The following is a 22,736-nucleotide window of genomic DNA, read 5'->3' on the forward strand; positions in this document are numbered from 1 at the left end:
ATGCCGCGGGCCGCGGCATCCGTCTTCGTCAGATGTGGATCAGCGGCCGGTGCCGGCGTGCACGACCGCTTCGACGTCGCCGTCGAGGCCGTACGCCGTGTGGACGACGCGGGCGGCCTCGGCGAGGTCATCGCCGCGCACCACGACCGAGATGCGGATCTCGGACGTCGAGATCATCTCGATGTTGATGCCCGCGACGCTGAGCGCCTCGAAGAGGGTCGCCGAGACGCCCGAGTGCGTGCGCATGCCCGCGCCGACGACCGACAGCTTGCCGATCTGGTCGTCGTGCACGAGGCTCTCGAAGCCGATCTCGGGCTGATCCCCGGCGAGCGCCTTCAGCGCCGTCGCCGCGTCGGTCTTCGGGAGGGTGAACGAGATGTCGGTGCGGCCGGTGGTGGCCGCCGACACGTTCTGCACGATCATGTCGACGTTCGCGCCGGACTTCGCGACCACCTTGAAGATCTCGGCCGCCTTGCCGGGGACGTCGGGCACGCCGATGACGGTGATCTTGGCCTGGCCGAGGTCGGTGGCGACTCCGGCGACGATGGGCTCTTCCATCTCTTCTCCCTCTTGGCCGTCGGGGATGCTCATCCCCGGGCCGAGCACATAGGTCCCCACGCTCGAGCTGAACGTGGAGCGGGCGTGGATCAGCACGCCGTGGCGGCGCGCGTACTCGACGGCGCGGATGTAGAGCACCTTCGCGCCGTTCGCGGCGAGCTCGAGCATCTCTTCGGCCGAGACGACGCCGAGCTTGCGGGCCTTCGGCACGACGCGCGGGTCGGCGGTGAAGATGCCGTCGACGTCGCTGTAGATCTCGCAGACGTCGGCGTTCAGCGCGGCGGCCAGGGCGACGGCCGTCGTGTCGGAGCCGCCACGGCCGAGCGTCGTGATGTCACGGGTGTCGCGGTTGAAACCCTGGAACCCGGCGACGATGACGATGGCGCCCTCGTCGAGCGCTTCGCGCAGCCGGATCGGGGTGACGTCGACGATGCGCGCCGAGCCGTGGTCGGCGGTGGTGATCATACCGGCCTGGCTGCCGGTGAAGGACCGCGCCTCGAACCCCATCGAGTGGATCGCCATCGCGAGAAGGGCCATCGAGATGCGCTCACCGCTCGACAGCAGCATGTCGAGCTCGCGCGGCGCGGGGATGGGCGCGACCTGGGCCGCGAGGTCGAGCAGCTCGTCGGTCGTGTCGCCCATGGCGCTCACGGCCACGACGACGTCATGACCGGCCCGGCGGGCGTCGACGATGCGCTTGGCGACGCGCTTGATGCTCTCGGCATCCGCGACCGACGATCCGCCGTACTTCTGGACGATCAGCGCCACGATGAGTCTCCACGCGTGTCTCGAGGGGTGGGCGAGAACGGATGCCGCACCCGACGTCCCATCTTACGGACGCGCTCATGCGCCCCCGGCCATGTGACAGGGCCGACCCGAGGCGCGGCACAACATCGGAACTCTGCGGCGACACGCCGCGTGCGGCAGCCTCGGGCCGGCGTGTCGGCGAAAGGTTCCGATCCTGGGCACCGGGGCGCGTCGTCGCTAGCATCCGAGCATGGAGCAGATCGAGACGTGGTCGGACTTCAACGTGGCCATGGTGGGCGCGACGGCCGCGCTGGCCGGTCTCGTGATCGTCGCCGCCAGCGTCAACATCGGCGACATCATCAAGGCCGCCTCGCTCACGGCCCGCCTCGCGGCCGGGATCGCTGGGCTCGTGCTGGCTCTCGTGGGCTCTGCGATCGGACTCATCCCCGAGGTCGGGCCCGTCGCCTACGGTGTGGCGATGATCGCGTTCGCGGTCGGCGCCGGGGCGTTCCAGGTGCAGGCGTCGCGGCAGATCTTCGCGAACCGGCATCCGGCCAATCGCCTCCGGTGGGTGAAAGCCCTCGTCGGCTTCGTCGCACCGGCGGCGTACCTGGCCGGCGGCGTCATGCTCGCGGCCGGCCAGCCGGTGGGTCTGGTGTGGTTCGCGATCGGCTCGATCGTCGCCATCGTCACCGCACTGCTCGTGTCGTGGATCGTGCTCGTCGAGGTGCTCCGCTGACATCGGATGCCGCGGCCGCACGCCGGCGCCGGGTCGGGCGCGTGATCAGCTCGGGGCGATCGGCGGCAGGTCGGCCTCGGACTTGCGCGCCCGCAGCGTGCCGCCCGTGGCCGCGAGCCAGCAGCCGGCGATGACGAGCGGGAAGCCGATCAGCAGCCCCACCGTCAGCGGCTCGTTCAGGATGATCGTGCCGAGCAGGATCGCGACGACGGGATTGACGTACGTGAAGAGCGGCGCGCGCACCGGCCCGACCCGGGCGATCAGCGCGAAGAACACGATGAACGCGACGGCCGTGCAGAGCACCGCGAGGGCGACGAGCGACACCGTGCTCTCGACCGTCGGCACCTGGTGCTGCGTCAGGAACGCGATGGGCGTGTAGAACAATCCGACCGCGAACAGCGCCAGGGTGATCGAGCCCAGGGCCGGCACGTCGCGCAGCTTGGTCGCGATCACGAACGGGGCGATGGCGTACAGCAGCGCGACGAGGAGCACCTCGCCGACCGCGATGAGGCCGCCCCCGCCCTCCACGGCGAGACCCGGGCCGGCGACGATGACGAACACGCCGATGAACCCGATCAGGAGCCCGATCGCCCGCGCCGGGCTGAGCACCGATCGGTCTCCGCCGCCCAGCGCGATGATGGCGGCGAAGAGCGGCACGGTGGCGACCAGGAGCCCGGTGAGCCCCGACGGCAGCGTCTGTTCGGCGTGGCCCAGGAGGAGGAAGGGCCCGGCCATCTCGATGGCGCCGAACAGCAGCACCCAGCCGATCTTGGCGAACGCGGGCCGGAGCGCCTTCTGCCGCAGCGCGAACGGGAGCAGCAGCAGTCCGCCGAGCAAGGTGCGGCCTGCCACGACGGCGGCCGGGGAGTACGTCTCCACCGCGATGCTGATGAAGAGGTAGGGGATGCCCCACAGCACCGCCATCGCGGCGAACAGGAGCCAGGCCCGCGTGTCGAAGCGCTGCGAGGTGTTCATGGGTGCGTCTCCGAGGGAAGTGCGGGGCCCGCCCGCGGGCGTGGTGCCAGGTCGTCACCGTCACAGCTTGCGCGACGAGGACGCCGCGCGCGATGCGGTCGACCGCCAATCTACGACGGGGATCCGACATCGTCAGCTTGCGCCTTCCTCCCCGCGCGCGGCGCGGGTCGCTCGCACGGCCCGCAGCGCGGGGCGCTCGCACGGCCCGCACGGCCCGCACGGCCCGGGCGGCTCGCACAGCGCGGGGGCCCCGCGGCTCACACCGAGCGGCGTCCCTCGAACGCCCGGCCGAGCGTGACCTCGTCGGCGTACTCGAGGTCGCCGCCGACCGGAAGCCCCGAGGCGAGGCGCGTCACCGCGATCTCGAGAGTGTGGAGCAGCCGGCTGAGGTAGGTCGCCGTCGCCTCGCCCTCGAGGTTGGGGTTGGTCGCGAGGATGACCTCCTGCACGGTGCCGTCGGCGAGCCGCTGCATGAGCTGGGTGATGCGCAGGTCGTCGGGGCCGATTCCGGCGATGGGACTGATCGCGCCGCCGAGCACGTGGTAGAGCCCGCGGAACTCGCGCGTGCGCTCGATGGCGGCGACGTCCTTCGCGTCTTCGACGACGCAGATGAGCGTCTGGTTGCGCCGGGGGTCGCGGCAGATGGAGCAGCGCTCCTGCTCCGACACGTTGCCGCAGACCTCGCAGAAGCGCACCTTCTCGCGCACGTCGCGGAGCAGCTCGGCGAGATGCGACACGTCGAAGTTCGGGGTCTGCAGGATGTGGAACGCGATCCGCTGCGCGGACTTCGGCCCGATGCCCGGAAGGCGGCCGAACTCGTCGATCAGATCTTGGACGATGCCGTCGTACATGGGCTAGCTGAACCTCGTCGGCGGCTCGTAGGGCTCCTCGCGCACGAACGTGGCGCCGAGCACCTGCCGCACGACCGCTTCGCCGTAGCGCTGCACGCCCCCGTTGCGCGTGGTCACGACCGGCGCCAGCGGCGGAGCCACCGTCGGGGGAACCGGGACGTCGGCTGCGGCATCCGTCTCGGAGAGCTCGTCTTCGTCGTCGTCGCGTTCGAGCGACGGGGCGACCTCCGCGGGCGCGAGAACCTCGCCCTCGCGGGGAGGGGCGAGGGTCGCGACGCGCCCTTGCGAGGCGGCCGCGGCCTCTTCGGGCTCGTCGTCGACCGCGAACTGTCCCGGTGCCATCGCCGGCATCGCGGCGGGACCCGGGTCGGGCGGCGGCGCGTCGTCGTCGGACGGGATGGGCGCGACGGCCCAGTCGGTCACGGGCGCCGCGGCGGCGGGAACGGATGCCGCACCCCGAGGTGCACCCGGCGCCCCGGCCGTGGAACCTCGCGGCGCCGCGGGCGCCGACGCGCGAGGCGCGGGCGCGGCGGCCGGCGGAGCGGATGCCGAGGGCCGAGGCGCTGCCGCAGCTGAGGGACGCGAGGTCGCCGACGCCGACGAGGCGGAAGGCGACGACCCGACCGCGGACGCCGGAGCGCCGGAGCGCGCGGGCTCTGCGGCCGGCGGGGCGGCCTGCGGCTCGCGTGACGCGCCCGCGGGCGGAACACCGGGCCCGCCCGGCGTGGAGCCCCCGGCGCCGCCCCCACCGCCGGCGGGGTCGTGCCGGGCGATGTACTTCACGCGGATGCCGAGCACGGCGAGGATCGCCTGACGCAGGTCTTCGCTCGGCCCCTTGCCGGCGGCGAGCTGCTTGAACTTGGCGACGTCGCCCTGGCTCGAGAACGCCAGGGTGAGCACGTCGTCGTCGAGGGCGACGATGCGCGCGGCCGAGGCGAGCATCCACGACGAGCGGCTGACGTCACCGAGGCGACCGAGGACCTGCGGCCACGCCTCCTGCAGGCGCTCCAGGGTCACGGGACCCGAGGGCACCGGCGCGGGCGCCGCCGGGGCGGGCGCCGGCGTCGGACGTTCGCGCGCGGCCGAGGGAGGTGCGGCGGCAACGGCGGGCGTCGGGGTTCCGCCGGCGGCAGCGGCAGCCGTCGGGGCTCCGACGGCGGGCGCGACCGCAGCGGGCGGTGTGGCCGCCGGCGCGGCGGGGGCGCTCGCGGCGGGCACGGCGGCGGCCGGGACCGCAGTCACGGGCGCACCAGCGGGGGCTGCGGCATCCGCTCCCCGCGCGAGCACGCGGGCGACCATCAGCTCGAGCTGCAGCCGCGGCGAGGTCGCGCCGGTCATGTCGTCGAGCGTCGCGATGACCAGGTCGGCGATGTGCGAGAGGCGGGACGGACCGAACGCGTCGGCCTGGCGCTGCATGCGCGCGAGGTCGTCGCTCGAGACGCCGCGCAGCACGGCGGCCGCGCCCTGGCCGGTGGCGCCGACGACGATGAGATCGCGCAGTCGCTCGAGCAGGTCGTCGACGAACCGGCGGGGGTCCTGACCCGTCTGCACGACCCGGTCGACCGCGGCGAACGCGGCGGGCGCATCGGCGGCGGCGAACGCGTCGACGGCCTCGTCGAGCAGCTCGGCGTGGGTGTAGCCCAGCAGCGCGACGGCCCGGGCGTACTGCACGCGCACGGTGTCGGATCCGGCCGCGGCATCGGACCCCGCGATGAGCTGGTCGAGCAGCGACAGCGTGTCTCGCGGCGATCCCCCGCCCGCGCGCACCACCAGGGGCAGCACGCCCGCCTCGACCTCGACGCCCTCGGTGGCGCACAGCTGCTCGACGTACTCGAGCATGGCGGCGGGCGGCACGAGGCGGAACGGATAGTGGTGGGTGCGCGAGCGGATGGTGCCGATGACCTTCTCGGGCTCGGTCGTGGCGAAGATGAACTTGACGTGGTCGGGAGGCTCTTCGACGAGCTTCAGCAGGGCGTTGAAACCCTGCGGCGTGACCATGTGCGCCTCGTCGAGGATGAAGATCTTGAACCGGTCGCGCGCAGGAGCGAACACCGCCCGCTCGCGCAGGTCGCGGGCGTCGTCGACGCCGTTGTGGCTGGCGGCGTCGATCTCGACGACGTCGAGCGATCCGCCGCCGCCACGACCGAGCTCGACGCAGCTGTCGCACTCGCCGCACGGGGTGTCGGTCGGACCCTGCGCACAGTTGAGGCAACGCGCGAGAATACGGGCCGACGTGGTCTTTCCGCACCCGCGGGGGCCTGAGAACAGGTAGGCGTGACCCACCCGGTCACCCCGCAGCGCCGTCATGAGCGGCTCGGTGACCTGCGACTGCCCGATCATCTCGCCGAACGACTCGGGTCGGTAGCGGCGATAGAGGGCGGTGGTCACTCCCCCAGCCTACGGCGTGGGGCAGACATCGCGACCGCGCGGTCGACCCGGCGTCACGAGGGCGCTGCCGGGCTCCGCGCACCGCATCGCGACCGCGCGCTTCGATCGCCCGCGACCGCCCGAAACACGCCCTTCGACGGCCGGGATCGCCTGCTAGATTGCTCGGCAGTGACACGGGGTGCCCGCGCGAGCGGGCTGAGAGCACACCCGTCGAACCTGATCTCGATCATGCGAGCGAAGGGATGTCGCGATGAACGCGCGCGCCGAAGACCACCTGTCCGACCGCCTCTCCCCCGCCGCCGCGCTGACGGCGCTGCGGGAGAACGCCCCACTGGTGCAGTGCATCACCAACACGGTGGTGACGAACTTCACCGCCAACGCGCTGCTCGCCGTCGGCGCCGCCCCGGCGATGTGCGACATCCCCGGCGAGGCCGGGCTGTTCGCCGGCATCGCCGACGGCGTGCTGGTGAACCTCGGCACCCCGACCGCCGAGCAGCGCGACGCCGCCCGCGAGGCCGTCCGCGCCGGCACCCCGTGGGTGCTCGACCCCGTGGCGGTCGGTGTGCTGCCGGTGCGCACGGCCCTCGCCGCCGAGCTGCTCGACCACCGCCCCGCGATCATCCGCGGGAACGCCTCCGAGATCCTCGCGCTGGCGGGCGAGGCCGCCGGCGGTCGCGGGGTCGACGCGACGGACGGGACGGATGCCGCAGCCGCCGCGGCGCGGACCCTCGCGCTCCGCACGGGCGGCGTCGTCGCAGTGTCGGGTCCCGTCGACCTCATCACCGACGGCGAGCGGGCGATCCGGGTCCACGGCGGCGACGCGCTGCTCACCCGGGTGACCGGTGGCGGCTGCTCGCTGGGCGCCGTCATGGCGGGGCTCGTCGGCGTGTGCACTTCGCTGGAGGCGGCGGTGGCGGCATCCGCCCTCTACGCCGTCGCGTCGGAACGGGCGGCGTCCCAGGCGAAGGGCCCGGGATCGTTCGCCGTCGCCTTCCTCGACGCCCTCGACGCCGTGGCCGCGGCACCGGCCGAACTCGACGCGCGCGTCGCCGACGCGCCGGCGCTTCGATGAGCGGGCCGGGCGCGCGCCTCGCGCTGCACCTCGTGACCGACGACCGGCTGCCCTTCGACCGGCTGCGGGAGGTGGTCGACGCCGCCGCCGGTGCGGGGGTCGACGTCGTGCAGCTGCGGGCGAAGTCCGTCACCGCGCGCGAGCTGCTGCGCCAGGCGCTGGTGCTCTCGGACGTCGTGGACCGCCGCTGCCTGCTGGTCGTGAACGACCGCGTCGATGTCGCCGTCGCCGCGCGCGACGCCGGCGCACGCGTGGACGGCGTGCACCTCGGCCAGACCGACCTCCCGCCCGAGACCGCCCGGCGCCTGCTCGGCGCGCACGCGGTGGTGGGCTGGACCGCGAACTCCGCTGGGCATCGGGAGGCGGCATCCGCTCTCCCTCCGGGCACCCTCGACTACCTCGGGGTCGGGGTGATCCGGCCCACCTCGACGAAGCCCGACCATCCGCCGGCACTCGGGGTCGACGGCTTCGCGTCGTTCGCCGACGGCTCGCCGCTGCCGTGCGTCGCGATCGGCGGGGTGGGGATCGACGACATTCCCGGCCTTCGCGCCGCGGGCGCGGCCGGAATCGCCGTGGTGTCGGCGATCTGCGGGGCCGAAGACCCGGCGGCGGCGACCCGCGCCCTGCGGGAGGCGGCCGACGCGCCCGCGCTCGAGGCCGACGCGTCCGCGCTCGAGGCCGCGGCAGCTCTCGCGCTCGAGGCTGCGACGGTGACGCGATGACCGACACCGCCGTCGTCGCGCCCATCGCCGCCCGGCGCCGGGCGACGATCCCGCGCGTGCTCAGCATCGCGGGCACCGACCCCACGGGCGGAGCCGGCGTGCAGGCCGACCTCAAGTCGATCGGCGCCCTCGGCGGGTACGGCATGGCCGTCGTGACCGCGCTCGTGGCGCAGAACACGCGCGGCGTGCGCGAGCTGCACGTGCCGCCGGTGGCGTTCCTGGTCTCCCAGCTCGAGGCCGTGTCGGACGACGTCGAGATCGACGCGGTGAAGATCGGCATGCTGCAGTCGGCCGACATCATCGCCGCGGTGCGGGACTGGCTCGGTCGCGTGCGCCCGCCGGTCGTGGTGCTGGATCCGGTCATGGTGGCCACGAGCGGTGATCGCCTGCTCGATCCGGCGGCCGAGGACGCCCTGCGCCGGCTCACCGGCGAGGTCGATCTCGTCACCCCGAACCTCGCGGAGCTCGCGGTGCTCGCCGGGCGGGCCCGGGCGACGACGTGGGCGCAGGCGGTCGAGGACGCGCGCTCGCTCGCAGCCGAGACCGGCACCACCGTGCTGCTCAAGGGCGGGCACCTCGCCGGCGCCGACTGCCCCGACGCGATCGTCACCCCCGGCGGCGGCGTGCGCGAGATCGCCGGCGCCCGTGTCGCGACGCGCAACAACCACGGCACGGGATGCTCGCTCTCGTCGGCGATGGCGACCCTCGGCGCGGGCGGTGCGACCTGGCCGCAGGCGCTCGACCGGGCCAAGACCTGGCTCACCGGCGCGCTGGAGCACGCCGACGCGCTGCGCGTGGGCGAGGGGAACGGGCCGATCGATCACTTCCACGAGCTGCGCACCTCGGCCGACGTCGAGTCGTGGACCGCACGGGCGTGGGAGGAGGCCGCGGCCGTGCGCGCGCAGGTGGACGACCTGGCGTTCGTGCGCGGGCTCGGCGACGGGACGCTGCCCCGCGCGACGTTCCGGCGCTACCTGGCGCAGGACGCGCTCTACCTCGGCGAGTACTCGCGCGTGCTGGCGACGGCGAGCGCGCTCGCCCCCACGCCCGAGGAGCAGGCCTTCTGGGCGCGGTCGGCGGAGTCCTCGATCGTCGAGGAGCGGCGGCTGCACGAGGCGCACCTGGGCTCGGCGACCGTCGCCCCGGCGCCGCAGACGCTCGCCTACACGAACCACCTGCACGCGTCGGCACGTTCCTACGGCGAACTCGTGGCGGCGCTGCTGCCGTGCTTCTGGCTGTACACCGACCTCGGGGTTCGGCTCGCGGCGCGGCGCCACGACGGGCATCCGTACGACGACTGGCTCGCGATGTACGCCGCCCCCGCGTTCACCGCCGCGACCGCGCGCGCGATCGAGATCGCCGACGCGGCCGCTCGCGGGGCCGGCCCCCGCGAGCGGCAGCGCATGAGCGCGGCGTTCGCGACGTCGATGACGCACGAGCGGGAGTTCTTCGCCCGCGCGTGACACCGGCGGGCGGGCGCGCTGGCGCGTGAAGCCGCCGGCGCGCGGTTGGGACGAGGGCTCGCCCGCGGAAGAAGGAGATCCGGCGAGAGGAGGACGGATTGCGGCGAATCGGTCCTTCTCCCGCCGGATCTCCGACGTCGACGGGCGCCGCTAGACGTCGGCGCCGTACTCCACGTCGGCGGCACCCACCACGATCGGGATCGCCGAGGTGACGGTGGGCACCGACGCCGACAGCAGCGAGCCGTCCTCGCGCCGTGCGTCGCCGAGCTCGCGGAGCGTCGGGCGACCGGCGATCACCGGCCCCTGGCCGTCGAGCGCGACCACGGTGTCCTCGCCCGGGCCGACGACGTAGCCGACGCCGCGCACGCTGAAGCCGACCGGGTCGCCGTCGGCCGCGCGCACGCGCAGCTCGTCGCGCGTCAGGGTCACCTCGAGGCGGGTTCCGTGCCAGTGCAGCACGAACTCGAGCGACGGCCAGTCGGCGGGCAGGCGTGGGTCGAACGACAGCTCGCCGAAATGATCGCGCATGCCGCCGAAGCCCGAGACCAGGGCGGTCCACACACCGCCCGCCGACGCGACGTGCACGCCGTCCGCGGCGTTGTGGTGCAGGTCGCCGAGGTCGACGAAGATCGACTGCCGGAAATACTCCAGGGCGAGATCCTGGTACCCGACCTCCGCGGCGAGGATCGCCTGCACGACCGCTGACAGCGTGGAGTCGCCCGTCGTCAGCGGGTCGTAGTACTCGAAGTCGGCGAGCTTGTCCTCGTCGGAGAAGTGGTTGCCCTGCAGGAACAGCGCCAGCACGACGTCGGCCTGCTTGAGCACCTGATACCGGTAGATCACCAGCGGGTGGAAGTGCAGCAGCAGCGGCCGCTTGTCGGGCGGGGTGTTCTCGAGATCCCAGATCTCGCGTTCCAGGAACACGTGGTCCTGAGGGTGGATGCCGAGACCCGGGCTGAACGGGATGTGCATGGCCTCGGCGGCCCGCTCCCAGGCCTCGGGCTCGCCGGGCTCCAGCGACAGGCGATCGACCATCTGCCGGTACACGTCGCCGTCGACCTCGGCCATCTCGCGCACCGTCCGGGCGGCGAAGCGCAGGTTGAAGCGCGCCATGACGTTGGTGAAGAGGTTGTCGTTGACGACCGTCGTGTACTCGTCGGGACCCGTCACGCCGTGGATGTGGAAGGTGTCGCCCTCCCCGTCCAGCACGCCGTCGTTGGAGCGCCAGAAGCCGAGCGTCGCCCAGAGCCGTGCGGTCTCGACCGCGATGTCGACGCCCTCCCGGAAGAGGAACTCGTCGTCGCCGGTGGCGCGGATGTACTTCGCGAGCGCATAGCTGACGTCGGCGTTGATGTGGTACTGCGCGGTGCCGGCGGCATAGTACGCCGACGCCTCCTCGCCGTTGATGGTGCGCCACGGGAAGAGGGCGCCGGCCTCGTTGAGCTGGAACGCGCGCCGCCGTGCCGCCGGCAGCATGAGGTAGCGCATGCGCAGCGCGTTGCGCGCCCAGAGCGGCGTCGTGTACGCGAGGAACGGCAGCACGTAGATCTCGGTGTCCCAGAAGTAGTGTCCCGAGTAGCCCGAGCCGGTCATGCCCTTCGCCGGCACGCCCAGGCCGTCGGCGCGCGCCGCGGCCTGCGCGAGCTGGAACAGGCACCACCGGGTCGCCTGCTGCAGATCGTCGTGGCCGCCGATGCGCACGTCCGAGCGCTCCCAGAAGCCGTCAAGCCACGCGCGCTGCTGCGCGCGGAGCGCGTCGACCCCGACCGCGAGCGCCCGGTCGAGGGTGCGGCGGCCGCGGTCGACGAGCTCCCGCGCCGGCACGCCGCGCGACGTGTGGTAGCTCACGAGCTTGGTCACCCGCACGGGCACCCCCGCGCGCGCCTGTACGCGGAAGACGTTCTTGGCGATGTCGGGCTCGATCAGCGTGCGGGCGCTGTACTCGTTGTCGGTGTCGACGACGTGGTCGGCGACGACGGCGATCGTCATGCCCGAGTCGGTGACGCGATACGACAGCGCGGAGCGGAGCTTGGCCTGCCAGTACTCCTGCGGCTGCATCACGCGCTCGTGCAGCTTCTCGGTCTTGCGGGGGTCGAAGGTGGCCTTGGCGGAAGCCCGCGTGGCCGCCAGCGGCGTGCCGCCGTACACGTCCTCGCCGTCCTGGCGGTTGATGAGCTGGCAGCTGATCGTGACCGGGGCGTCGGCGTTGAGCACCGTCACCTCGACGCTGAGGACCGCGAGGTGCTTCTCCTCGAACGACACCAGCCGCTCGACGTCGATCTGCACCTCTTTGCCCGAGGGCGTCATCCAGAGCAGGTGGCGGCGCAGCACGCCGTCGCGCATGTCGAGGACGCGCTCGTACTGGCGCAGGTCGGCGATGTCGAGCGAGAGCGGCTCGTCGTCGACGTACACGCGCATGACCTTCGCGTCGGGCGCGTTGATGATGGTCTGGCCCACCTCGGCGAACCCGTACGCCTGCTCGGCGTGCCGGATGGGGAACGTCTCGTGGAACCCGTTGATGAAGGTTCCCTCTTCGTGGGCGAAGCGCCCCTCGGAGTGATTGCCCCGGAGGCCCAGGTAGCCGTTGCCGACGGCGAACAGGGTCTCGGTCACACCGGCGTCGGCGAGGTCGAACGACGTCTCGACGAGCCGCCACGGGTCGACGGGGAAGCGGTCGCGGTCGATCATCGTACGAACTCCTCCAGGTCCTGGACCACGACATGGGCGCCGGCCTCCGCGAGCGCCTCCGCGCCCGCGCCCCGGTCCACGCCCACGACGAGTGCGAATCCGCCGGCGGCCGCCGACTGGACGCCGCTCAGCGCATCTTCGACCGCGGCGCTGCGCGCGGGGTCGACCCCCAGCATCCGCGCCGCCTCGACGAAGACGTCCGGTGCGGGCTTGGAGGCGAGGTGGTCGCGCTCGGCGATGACGCCGTCCATCACGACGGCGAAGCGCTCGCGGATGCCCGCGGCGGCGAGCACCTCCTCGGCGTTCTTCGAGCTCGAGACGACCGCGACCGGCGTGCCCGCGGCGCCCAGCACGTCGAGCAGCCGCAGCGAGCCGGGGTAGGCGGCGATGCCCTCGGCGCGCAGCACGCGCTCGAAGACGGCGTTCTTGCGGTTGCCGATGCCGCAGACGGTGTCGGCGGCCGGGTCGTCCGACGGGTCTCCCCACGGCACCTCGACGTCGCGCGAGCGCAGCAGGCTCGCGACCCCGTCGTACCTCTTCTTGCCGTCGAGGTGATCGAAGTAGTCCCGCTCGGTGTACGGCGGGGTGATGTCCCATGCGGCGAAGAGCTCTTCGAACATCGACTGCCAGGCGTGCATGTGCACCTCGGCGGTGGGCGTCAGGACGCCGTCCAGATCGAACAGCACGGCGTCGAAGGCGGTCAGATCGGGCAAGGCGTCGTGGGCCACAGAACCTCCGGGAGCGGGTGGGTGTGCGTCGGCGCGTCCTCGGGCCGTCCAGCAAGCGTAATGCGGGCGGGTGTCCGGTCGACACCCGTGACGCTCACGCCCCGGCGATGCTCATCGCCTGACGGGCGATCTCGAGCTCCTCGTCGGTCGGAACCACCAGGACAGTCACGGCCGAGGCATCCGTCGAGATGATCCGGATGCCGCGATCCGGGCTCTCATTGCGCTGCGGGTCGATCTCGACCCCGGCGAAGCCGAGCGTCTCGAGGGCGCGGGCGCGCACGTGCGGGGCGTTCTCGCCCACCCCGGCGGTGAACGAGATGACGTCGGCGCCGCCGAGCTGCGCGAGGTAGGCGCCGGCGTACGACCGCAGCCGGTGCACGTAGACCTCGAAGGCGAGGATGGCGCGCGGCTCGCCGCGCTGGATCGCGGCCCGGATGTCGCGCAGGTCGTTCGATCCGGCCAGGCCCAGCAGACCGCTCCGCTTGTTCAGCAGGTCGTCGAGGTCGTCGATCGACATGCTGGCGCGGCGCGCGAGCTGGAACAGCACCGCCGGGTCGATGTCGCCCGAGCGGGTGCCCATCACGAGTCCCTCCAGCGGCGTGAAGCCCATCGACGTGTCGATCGAGCGTCCGCCGTCGATCGCCGTGACCGACGCGCCGTTGCCGAGGTGGAACACGATCTGCTTGAGATCGGCGAGCGGCCGCCCGACGAAGGCGGCCGCCGCCTCGCTGACGAACTTGTGCGACGTGCCGTGGAAGCCGTAGCGCCGGATGCGGTGGGATGCAGCCACCTCCGCGTCGATCGCGTAGGTGTAGGCCTCCGGAGCCAGGGTGGCGTGGAAGGCGGTGTCGAACACGGCGACGTGCGGCACGTCGGGGAACGCCTCACGCGCCGCGCGGATGCCCGCAAGGTTGGCGGGATTGTGCAGCGGCGCGAGCACCGAGAGCTCGTCGATGTTGATCTCGACGAGCGGCGTGATGAGGGTCGGCTCGAAGAAGCGCGCTCCGCCGTGGACGACCCGATGGCCGACGGCGACCGGCGGCGTCTCGGCGAGCGACGGGCCGTCGGACGCGAAGGCGTCGAGCATCACCCCGAATCCCGCGGTGTGGTCGGCGATCGGCAGCTCCCGCGTGCGCGTCGCGTCGAGGAAGGTCGGCGCGGGGCCCTCGCCGGAAGCGGCGTAGACCGTGTGCCGGGCGACCCCGACGGGTTCGCCGATGCGCTCGACGAGGCCCGAGGCGAGGGTGCGCTCGGTGTCCATGTCGAGCAGCTGGTACTTGAACGACGACGAGCCGCTGTTGATGACGAGCACCGGGGTCATTCAGCTGCTCCTCTGAGCTCGGTTACGGCATCCGCCTCTGCGCATGTCCCGATTTCTTCCATTCCAGGCGCGTTCTGGGGTCGATTTCGGGACATGCAGGCGAGAAATCGGGACATGGACGACGGATGCCTCGGCACCCGCAGCGACGTGGGCACCGGCTACTCCCCCTGGGCCTGGATCGCGGTGATCGCGATGGTGTTGACGATGTCGTCGACGAGCGCGCCGCGCGACAGGTCGTTGATGGGCTTGTTGAGCCCCTGCAGCACCGGGCCGATCGCCACGGCGCCGGCGGAGCGCTGCACCGCCTTGTAGGTGTTGTTGCCGGTGTTGAGGTCGGGGAAGACGAACACCGTGGCCCGCCCCGCCACCGCCGATCCCGGCATCTTGGCGGCGGCGACCGCGGCGTCGGCGGCCGCGTCGTACTGGATCGGCCCCTCGACCGGCAGCTCCGGCGCCCGCGAGCGCACGAGGGCCGTCGCCTCGCGCACCTTCTCGACGTCGGCGCCGGTGCCGGACTCCCCCGTCGAGTACGACAGCATCGCCACGCGGGGATCGATGCCGAACTGCGCGGCGGTGGCGGCCGACGATATCGCGATATCGGCAAGCTGCTCGCTTGTCGGGTCGGGGATGACCGCGCAGTCGCCGTAGACCAGCACGCGGTCGGCGAGCGCCATGAGGAAGACGCTCGAGACGACCGAGACGCCGGGCTTCGTCTTGATGATCTCGAACGCCGGCCGGATGGTGTGCGCGGTGGTGTGCGCGGCGCCCGACACCATGCCGTCGGCGAGGCCGAGGTGCACCATGAGAGTGCCGAAGTACGAGACGTCGGTGACGGTGTCGGCCGCCTGCGCCTGCGTGACGCCCTTGTGCGCCCGCAGCCGGGCGTACTCCTCGGCGAACTTGTGGACGTGCACCGCGTCCAGCGGCGAGAGCACCTCGGCGCCCTGGATGTCGATGCCCAGCTCGATGGCACGCGCCCGCACCTCGAACGGCTCGCCGAGGATGACGAGGTCGGCGATGCCGCGCTTGAGCACGGTGGCCGCGGCCCGCAGCACGCGGTCGTCGTCGCCCTCGGGCAGCACGATCTTCTTGCGCTGCGAGCGGGCGCGCTCGATGAGCTGGAACTCGAACATCAGCGGAGTGACGACCGTCGCGCGGGCGAGCCCGAAGGCGACCAGGAGCTCGTCGGTGTCGACGCTCTGCTCGAACAGCGCCAGCGCCGTGTCGTACCGCCGCTGCGAGTCGGCGGCCAGCCGGCCGCGCGTGCCCATGATGCGCACGGCCGTCTCGTACGTGCCGAGCTCGGTCGTGATGATCGGCACCTTCGAGCCGAGCCCGTCGATGAGGCGCGTCACCGGCTCGGGCAGCTCGAAGCCGCCGTTGAGCACGATGCCCGAGATCGACGGGAACGTGCCGGACGCGTTGGCGAGCAGGGTCGCCAGCAGCACCTCGGAGCGGTCCGCCGGGATGATGACGACGGCTCCCTCGAGCAGCCGTGGCAGCACGTTGACCATCGACATGCCCGCCACGACGACCGCCAGCGCCTCGCGGGTGAGGCGGTCGGGGTCGCCCGCGAGCAGCTCGCCGTCGACCGAGCGCATGATCCCGCGGATGGAGGGGGCGACGAGGAAGCGGTCCTCGGGGATCGCCCACACCGGCACCGGCGCCGTCGTGGTCGCCGAGGCCGCACCCCCGCCCGCGTGGGCGTCGACCGACCGGCGGATCGCGGCGACCGTCTCGTGGGCGCGCACCGGGTCGGCGCGGTTGGCGACGACGGCGAAGAGCTTGGCGCGGCCGTGCGCAAGCTCGGCGAGCGCGAGATCGGCGATCTGCCCCATCTCGGCGGGCGTGCGCGCCAGCGACGAGCCGAGCGCCTCGGGCTGCGTCTCGTTCTGGGCCGAGCGGCCGCCGAGCACCAGCAGCACGGGCGCCCCGAGGTTGGCCGCGATGCGCGCGTTGTACGCCAGCTCGGCGGGGCTGCCGACGTCGGTGTAGTCGCTGCCGAGCACGACGACCGCGTCGCACTGGGCCTCGACGGCCTTGTAGCGCTCGACGATCGCCGCGAGCGCGGCATCCGGATCCTGCCGGACGTCGTCGTAGGTGACCCCGACGCATTCGTCGTAGGGCAGGTCGACCCCGTCGTGGTCGAGCAGCATCTCGAGCACGTAGTCGCGCTCGAGCGTGGATCGCGCGATGGCGCGGAAGACGCCGACGCGCGGAGTCGCGTGGCTCAGCGCGTCGAGCACCCCGAGCGCGACCGTGGACTTTCCGGAGTGGCCTTCTGCCGACGTGATGTAGATGCTCTGCGCCACCCCTCCAGCCTATGGGCGGGCGCGACACCGCGGCCAGGCGCACCGGCCGGATCAAAGCCGCCGGGCCGCCGGCATCCGTCCCCGCTCGTCCTACGCTCGGACCATGACAGCCTCGCGACCCGGCATCGACGTCCCCGACCACCGCGGCAGGACCGGCCTCGACCGGACCGGCCGCGATCTGGACCGCAACCCCGATGTGCGCGTCACGGACGTCGAGGTGCTCGCCTCGGCGTGGCACGTGCTGCGGCGCACGACGCTCGAGTACCGGGGACCAGCGGGCGAGTGGGAGACGCAGCAGCGCGAGACGTACGACCGGGGCAACGGCGCGACGGTGCTGCTGTACGACCCGCGCCGGCGCACCGTGCTGCTGACCCGGCAGTTCCGCTATCCGGTCTACGTCAACGACCACCCCGACGGCGTGCTCGTCGAGACGGCGGCGGGCCTCCTCGACGAGGACGACCCGGCCACCGCCATCCGGCGCGAGGCCGCGGAGGAGACCGGCGTCGACATCGGCGAGCTGGAGCACGTGTGGGACGTGTACATGAGCCCGGGTTCGGTCACCGAGCGCCTGCACTTCTTCGCGGCGCCCTACGACGGCTCGGTGCGCACCGGCGATCGCGGCGGGCTGGCGGAGGAGGGCGAGCACATCGAGCTGCTCGAGCCCGCGATCGACGAGGCGCTCGCGATGATCCGCGACGGGCGCATCCAGGACGCGAAGACGATCATGCTGCTGCAGTGGGCGGTGCTCGACGGCCCCTTCGCCGCCGGTCGCTGACCCGGCGGCCGCTGAGCAACTGGAGGCGCGGGGAAAAATTAAGACTCTCCGCGAACCCGGCAGAGCCTGGTTACCCTTGCTACGTTTCCGTCCTGGGGGAGTTGGCCTGGATGCCGCCTCGCGGAGAGCTGCGTCCAGTCTAACCCGTCCGCACGACCCCGCCGCGCGCCGCCGGACCGCACCGCGCGGGGACGCGGCATCCAGCGATCTCCCAGTGCCCTCCCCCGCGCCCCGCGATTAGGATCAGAACCGTGGGCGAGGACGCCCGCTGCCACCCCCGACCCGGCTCCGCGGAGGCGGAACAGGAGGCCTCGATGGTCGACACCGCGACGGATGCCCGATCGATGGAAGCCGGTGACGCCTCGGCGGCCGGCGCGCTGACGGCGGAGGGGTTCGCGCGCGTCACCGACGCGATCCTCGACGCGGTGGGCAGCGTGATCGACGGCAAGCCCGACGCGGTGCGCAGCGCGCTGGTCTGCCTGCTGGCCGAGGGGCACCTGCTGATCGAGGACGTGCCCGGCGTGGGCAAGACGATGCTCGCACGGGCGCTGGCCACCTCCGTCGACGCGACGGTGCGCCGCATCCAGTTCACGCCCGACCTCCTGCCCGGCGACGTGACGGGTGTGAGCGTGTACAACCCGGTCGAGCGCGAGTTCGAGTTCAAGCAGGGCGCGATCTTCGCGAACATCGTCATCGCCGACGAGATCAACCGCTCCTCCCCCAAGACGCAGTCGGCACTGCTGGAGGCGATGGAGGAGCGCCAGGTGACAGTCGACGGCCGCACCCATTACGTGCCCGACCCGTTCCTGGTGGTCGCCACCCAGAACCCGCTAGAGATGGAGGGCACGTATGCGCTCCCCGAGGCGCAGCGCGACCGCTTCATGATGCGCATCTCGATGGGCTACCCCGATCCGCGCTCGGAGGCGCTCATGCTCCGCCAGCGCGACACCGTGAACCCTCTCGACCAGCTCGCGCCGGTCGTCTCGGCCGAAGAGGTGGCCGGGCTCATCGCCTGGGCGCGCGCGGTGCACGTGGCCCCGGCGATCGAGGACTACGCCGTGGCGCTCGCGCAGGCCACGCGCACCCACAGCGACCTGCGCCTCGGCGCGAGCCCGCGCGCCACCCTGCAGCTGGTGCGGGCGGCGAAGGTGTGGGCCGCCCTCGACGGCCGCGGCTTCGTCATCCCCGACGACATCACCGCGCTGCTGGCCCCGGTGTTCGCGCACCGGCTCATCCCGACCCGCGCCGCAGGCGGCGCCCGGGCGGCGAGCGCCGCCGACGCGATCGCCACCATCCTGGACCGCATCGCCGCGAGCGTCCGGGTGCCGATCGCCTCCCGCCAGTGAGCCTGTCATGAGACGCGTGTGGCCCCTGACCGTCCGGGGCACCGGTGCGCTCATTCTCGCGATCGCGTGCTTCATCGTCGCCGACGAGGCGGGCCTCGTCGAGCTGATGTACTTCGGCCTGCTGCTGCTGGCCGTCGTGGCGGCGAGCATCGCCTCGCTGTACGTGGGGCGTCACACCGACACCGTGAGCCGCTCGCTCTCACCCGATGTCGCCGCCGTCGGGCAGGAGTCGCGCGTGGCGGTGCGGGTGGGTGTGCGCTCGGCGCTCCCGACCGCGCCCGGCACGTGGCGCGACACGCTGCCCAAGGGGCTGCGCGGCAAGGCCGAGGGCGCGTTCCCCGCGCTCGGATCCGGGCTGCGCGGCGGCGAGCGCGGCGGGCTGCGCAGCATCGACCTCACCTACACGGTCACCGGCACGCAGCGCGGCGTGCATTCCCTCGGCCCGCTCACCGTGCGCTCGTCCGACCCGTTCGGCCTGGCGCGTCGCACGGTCGTCTTCGGTCAGCGGACCGCCGTCACCGTGGCACCCGCCGTCACCGACCTGGCGCCGCTCATCGACTACGCCGGCGCGACCGGCGGCGTGCTCCACACCACGAACGACCACCTGGGCCAGGGGTCCGACAACCTCGTCGCCCGCCCCTACGCCCCCGGCGACTCGATGCGGCGCATCCACTGGCGCGCCACCGCGCACCGCGACGAGCTCATGGTGCGGCAGGAGGAGCAGGAGTCGACGCCGGAGGCCGCCGTCGTGCTCGACCGTGCGGCGCTGCGCTGGTCGACCGACGCGCTGCACGCACCGGGCGCAGACCCGGGATTCGAGGCCGGGGTCACGGCCTGCGTCTCGGCCGTCGCCCGCCTCGTGCGCGACGGCTACGCCGTCGAGGTGATCGACACGGAGGGCACGTCGCTCTTCGGGTCGGGCGACCTGACCGAGCGCATCGAAGGCGGTGACCTGGCCGACGTCGAACGCATGCTGGTCCAGTTCGCGACCGTCACCGCGCGCCGCGATGACGCGCTTCCCCGGCTGCCGCGGCTGTTCGCGGGCGTGTCGACGGGTCCCGTCGTGCTGATCGTCGGCCGCCTGGATCCGGCGGATGCCGCGGCCATCGGCCCGATCGCCCACCACAGCACCCTGCCGGTGCTGCTGTCGGCCGCCCCGGTCGGCGATGCCCTCGAGATCGCGGCCGATCACGGCTGGCATGTGGCCGCGATCGACCCGGAGCGCGACCTGGCCCTTGCGTGGGCGAACGCGGTCGGACGCGGGGTGCATCATGTCGTCGGCTGAGGCGGGACGCCGCACGCGAGCCCGTGGCGGCGAGCGGCTGCTGGCGTTGGCGATCCTGGCGGCGCTGCTCGCGGCGCTGCTTCCGGTGGTGCGCGTGGTGGATCCGGGCTGGTGGCTCGTCGGCGCGCTCCTCCTCTCCGCGCTGGTGCTCGCCGCCGGCTACGGGGCACGCCGCTATCGCCTCCCCGCCGTCGCGGTGACCCTCATCGAGGCCGCCGTCTGGGTCGGGTTCATGACGCTCGTCTTCCTGCGCGAGACGGCGCTGCTCTGGGTCATCCCCACGCTCGACACCGTGCGCACCGTGCCGCTCCTCGTCGAGGCCGCGATGGAGGAGATCACCGTCGGCGCGGCACCGCTGGAGTCGACCCTCGCGCTGGCGTTCATGGTGGTCGGGGCGATGGGACTCCTCACGATCGTCGTGGATCACGTCGTGGTGACCGCACGGATGCCGCTGCTCGCGTCCGTCGGCATCATCGCGGTGTCGCTGATCCCGGCGATCGCCGCGCCGAGCGACGTGGACGTCGTCGGCTTCGTCTTCCTCGCCGTGACGATCCTCTTCCTCATCCGTGCCGAGACGCGCTCGCGCGAGAAGCCGCGGGAGCGCGAGGCCGAGCGCACCGCCGGCGTGCCGGCGACGGCGGTCGGCATCGGCGCGATCGCGATCGTGATCGCGGTCGTCGCGACGCCGGTGCTGCCGCAGCCCGGCGCACGGGCCGGCTCCGGCATCGGAGCGGGCCCCGGGATCGACGCGACCCTGCAGCTGGGCGACGACCTCCGGCGCCCGCAAGAGATCGAGGTGCTGAGGCTGCGCACCGACTCCCCGACCGTCCCGTATCTGCGGGCGACGACGCTGACGCGCTTCGAGGGGGGCACGTGGAAGCCGGACCGCTCGCAGACGGTGTCGCTCGAGAGCGACCGGGCCTTCGGCGGCGTCGAGGCGGCGGACGGCGTCCGCGTCACCGACTACTCGGCGCACATCGACGTGGTCCAGCTCGATTCACCGTGGGCCCCGGTGCCCTATTCGCCCGTCGGCGTGTCGGGCCTGATCGGACCGTGGGGCGCGGTGCCCTACAACCGCACCGTCGCGACCACCGACGGCTCGACGCAGGGCCAGTCGTACCAGGTCGACTATGCGGTCACCCGGCCGTCGCTGGAGCAGATGCGGGCAACCTCGGCGGTCGGCGCGCAGGCCCGGGACGAGACCAGTCAGGTGCCGGCCGACATCCCGCCGATCATCGCCGAGCTGGCAGCCGAGGTGACGGCGGACGAGCCGACCGACTACGACCGGCTGACGGCGCTGCAGCGCTGGTTCCGCGGCAGCGATTTCGCATACTCGCTGGAGTCGCCGGTCGAAGACGGCTTCGACGGCAGCGGCGCCGAAGCCGTGGCGCGGTTCCTCGACGTGCGCGAGGGCTATTGCATCCATTTCGCGTCGGCCTTCGCGCTCATGGCGCGCACGCTGCACATGCCGTCGCGCGTCGTGGTCGGCTACCTTCCCGGCAACCCGACCACCGAGAGCGTCGACGGCCAGCCGGTGTTCTCGGTCATGAGCTCGCAGCTGCACGCCTGGCCGGAGGTGTTCTTCGAGGGAGTCGGCTGGGTGTCGTTCGAGCCGACGTCGGGCCTGGGCGTTCCCACGACCTTCTCCTCCGACGCGACCCTCCCCGGCCAGACCACCGACCCGAGCACCGGGGCCCCGCGGCCGACGACGACGCCGACCGCCCTCGGCGACGCCGCCGAGATCGACCCCGAGAGCCAGCAGCAGGGCGCCGGCGCGGGCTCGGTGCGTCCCCCGGTCGACCCGCTCCCGACGCTCGGGATGGTCGTGGGCGTCGTGCTCCTGCTGTCGCTGCCCTTCCTCCTTCGGGAGCTGCGCCGGCGCCAGCAGCAGGCGGCCGCCCGCGCGGGCGATGCCGCCGCCGCGTGGCAGTCCGTGCAGGAGGCGGCGATCGACGTCGGCATCGCGGTGCCCGCGAGCGAGACTCCCCGCGCGTTCGCGAACAGGCTGATCGCGGATCACGGGGCCCCGGCATCCGACATGTCCACCGTGCTGCGGGCGATCGAGCGGGCGAGCTACTCCCGCGCCGGGCGGCGCTCGGAGTGGATGGGCGACGCGGCGGCCGAGGCGGCAGCCGCCGTCCGCACCGCGCTGCTGGCTTCGGTGTCGCCGTGGCGCCGGATCCTGGCGCTCGTGGCGCCGCGTTCGCTGGTGATCCGCCCCGGCAGCGTCTATGCCGGCACCGCACCGGTTCGGGCCGGGTAGCCGGGCAGGGTAGGATGGTCGGCGGCCCTTCGGGGCCTCCTGGAGGATTCGCCTAGTGGCCTATGGCGCACGCTTGGAAAGCGTGTTGGGTGCAAGCCCTCAGGGGTTCGAATCCCCTATCCTCCGCCACATGAGAGCTCGAGCATGACCCGCGCCGACCGACCCGCCGCCTCGCTCCAGCGCAACGCGCTCGCCCCCGGCCTGCTGGCCGCGATCGCGCTGTTCCTGGCCCCGCTGCTGATCGGCGGCGACTGGTTCCTGTTCATCCGCTTCGTCGTCGCGATCCTCGCCGTGATCGTGCTGTGGTTCGCGGTGCAGGCGCGTCAGTGGTGGTGGGTGCCCGTCTTCGCGGCGATCGCGGTGATCTGGAACCCCGTCTTCCCGTTCCCCTTCAGCGGTCCGGTCTGGATCGCCGCCCAGCCGGCGGCGGCGATCGTCTTCCTCGTCGCGGGCGCCACCATCAAGACCCCGCGGGCGTAGCCCGCGCACGACGGGGCGGGGGG

The 22,736-nt window shown here is 72.9% G+C and carries 17 protein-coding genes, 1 tRNA gene, 1 other RNA gene and 1 riboswitch; of the genes, 10 read left to right on the forward strand and 9 right to left on the reverse strand.

What is annotated here, in order from left to right:
* Window positions 1-39: 39 nt before the first annotated feature.
* Complete coding sequence (locus R8Z57_RS02005) at window positions 40-1,326, reverse strand: aspartate kinase (protein ID WP_318352079.1); 1,287 nt, start codon at window positions 1,324-1,326, stop codon at window positions 40-42.
* A gap of 229 nt (window positions 1,327-1,555) precedes the next feature.
* On the opposite strand from R8Z57_RS02005, the gene R8Z57_RS02010 reads away from it, so the two are divergent.
* Complete coding sequence (locus tag R8Z57_RS02010; protein WP_318352080.1) at window positions 1,556-2,044, forward strand: hypothetical protein; 489 nt, start codon at window positions 1,556-1,558, stop codon at window positions 2,042-2,044.
* Between the two features lie 45 nt (window positions 2,045-2,089).
* On the opposite strand, the gene R8Z57_RS02015 is transcribed toward R8Z57_RS02010, so the two are convergent.
* The 3 genes from R8Z57_RS02015 to R8Z57_RS02025 form a co-directional block, all read right to left on the reverse strand.
* Window positions 2,090-3,019, reverse strand: a complete 930-nt coding sequence (locus tag R8Z57_RS02015; protein ID WP_318352081.1) for a DMT family transporter — start codon at window positions 3,017-3,019, stop codon at window positions 2,090-2,092.
* Window positions 3,020-3,276: 257 nt separating this feature from the next.
* Window positions 3,277-3,870, reverse strand: coding sequence for a recombination mediator RecR (recR, locus tag R8Z57_RS02020; protein ID WP_318352082.1), 594 nt, complete (start codon window positions 3,868-3,870; stop codon window positions 3,277-3,279).
* 3 nt (window positions 3,871-3,873) lie between these two features.
* On the reverse strand, window positions 3,874-6,258 hold the full coding sequence (locus R8Z57_RS02025) for a DNA polymerase III subunit gamma and tau (RefSeq protein ID WP_318352083.1): 2,385 nt from the start codon (window positions 6,256-6,258) through the stop codon (window positions 3,874-3,876).
* A 164-nt stretch (window positions 6,259-6,422) separates the two neighbouring features.
* Window positions 6,423-6,518: riboswitch (TPP riboswitch) on the forward strand.
* Between R8Z57_RS02025 and thiM the strand changes: the two genes are divergently transcribed.
* The 3 genes from thiM to thiD all read left to right on the forward strand — a co-directional run bounded on the left by thiM (window position 6,509) and on the right by thiD (window position 9,515).
* Window positions 6,509-7,330, forward strand: a complete 822-nt coding sequence (thiM, locus tag R8Z57_RS02030; protein WP_318352084.1) for a hydroxyethylthiazole kinase — start codon at window positions 6,509-6,511, stop codon at window positions 7,328-7,330. It overlaps the preceding riboswitch by 10 nt.
* Window positions 7,327-8,052, forward strand: a complete 726-nt coding sequence (thiE, locus tag R8Z57_RS02035; RefSeq protein ID WP_318352085.1) for a thiamine phosphate synthase — start codon at window positions 7,327-7,329, stop codon at window positions 8,050-8,052. Before thiM ends, thiE begins: the two co-directional genes overlap by 4 nt.
* Window positions 8,049-9,515, forward strand: coding sequence for a bifunctional hydroxymethylpyrimidine kinase/phosphomethylpyrimidine kinase (gene thiD / locus R8Z57_RS02040; RefSeq protein WP_318352086.1), 1,467 nt, complete (start codon window positions 8,049-8,051; stop codon window positions 9,513-9,515). Before thiE ends, thiD begins: the two co-directional genes overlap by 4 nt.
* Before the next feature lie 150 nt (window positions 9,516-9,665).
* On the opposite strand, the gene R8Z57_RS02045 is transcribed toward thiD, so the two are convergent.
* The 4 genes from R8Z57_RS02045 to pta form a co-directional block, all read right to left on the reverse strand.
* Window positions 9,666-12,203 carry a glycoside hydrolase family 65 protein gene (locus R8Z57_RS02045; RefSeq protein WP_318352087.1) on the reverse strand — a complete coding sequence of 846 codons (2,538 nt, stop codon included), beginning with the start codon at window positions 12,201-12,203 and terminating at the stop codon, window positions 9,666-9,668.
* A complete protein-coding gene (locus R8Z57_RS02050) occupies window positions 12,200-12,931 on the reverse strand; it encodes a beta-phosphoglucomutase family hydrolase (protein WP_318352088.1) in 732 nt (243 codons plus the stop codon). Before R8Z57_RS02050 ends, R8Z57_RS02045 begins: the two co-directional genes overlap by 4 nt.
* 94 nt (window positions 12,932-13,025) lie before the next feature.
* Window positions 13,026-14,252, reverse strand: coding sequence for an acetate kinase (locus tag R8Z57_RS02055; protein WP_318352089.1), 1,227 nt, complete (start codon window positions 14,250-14,252; stop codon window positions 13,026-13,028).
* Window positions 14,253-14,410: 158 nt separating this feature from the next.
* The gene (pta, locus tag R8Z57_RS02060; RefSeq protein ID WP_318352090.1) at window positions 14,411-16,564 is read right to left on the reverse strand and encodes a phosphate acetyltransferase; all 2,154 of its coding nucleotides are present in this window, start codon (window positions 16,562-16,564) and stop codon (window positions 14,411-14,413) included.
* A 103-nt stretch (window positions 16,565-16,667) separates the two neighbouring features.
* On the opposite strand from pta, the gene R8Z57_RS02065 reads away from it, so the two are divergent.
* Window positions 16,668-17,339, forward strand: a complete 672-nt coding sequence (locus R8Z57_RS02065) for an NUDIX domain-containing protein (protein WP_318352091.1) — start codon at window positions 16,668-16,670, stop codon at window positions 17,337-17,339.
* Window positions 17,340-17,375: 36 nt separating this feature from the next.
* On the opposite strand, the gene ffs is transcribed toward R8Z57_RS02065, so the two are convergent.
* Window positions 17,376-17,472: signal recognition particle sRNA small type (ffs, locus tag R8Z57_RS02070), an RNA gene on the reverse strand.
* Window positions 17,473-17,683: 211 nt separating this feature from the next.
* Between ffs and R8Z57_RS02075 the strand changes: the two genes are divergently transcribed.
* From R8Z57_RS02075 to R8Z57_RS02095, 5 genes are all read left to right on the forward strand, one after another.
* Window positions 17,684-18,685, forward strand: a complete 1,002-nt coding sequence (locus R8Z57_RS02075) for a MoxR family ATPase (protein ID WP_318352709.1) — start codon at window positions 17,684-17,686, stop codon at window positions 18,683-18,685.
* 7 nt (window positions 18,686-18,692) lie between these two features.
* On the forward strand, window positions 18,693-19,970 hold the full coding sequence (locus R8Z57_RS02080) for a DUF58 domain-containing protein (protein ID WP_318352092.1): 1,278 nt from the start codon (window positions 18,693-18,695) through the stop codon (window positions 19,968-19,970).
* Window positions 19,957-22,233: a DUF3488 and transglutaminase-like domain-containing protein gene (locus R8Z57_RS02085; protein ID WP_318352093.1), complete on the forward strand. Its 2,277-nt coding sequence runs from the start codon at window positions 19,957-19,959 to the stop codon at window positions 22,231-22,233. The genes R8Z57_RS02080 and R8Z57_RS02085 overlap by 14 nt, the downstream gene beginning before the upstream one ends.
* A 41-nt stretch (window positions 22,234-22,274) precedes the next feature.
* Window positions 22,275-22,362: transfer RNA gene (locus R8Z57_RS02090), tRNA-Ser, on the forward strand.
* 15 nt (window positions 22,363-22,377) lie between these two features.
* A complete protein-coding gene (locus R8Z57_RS02095) occupies window positions 22,378-22,713 on the forward strand; it encodes a DUF6804 family protein (RefSeq protein ID WP_318352094.1) in 336 nt (111 codons plus the stop codon).
* Window positions 22,714-22,736: the final 23 nt, after the last annotated feature.

This window comes from Microbacterium sp. M3 (assembly GCF_033548675.1).
Lineage (GTDB): Bacteria > Actinomycetota > Actinomycetes > Actinomycetales > Microbacteriaceae > Microbacterium > Microbacterium arthrosphaerae.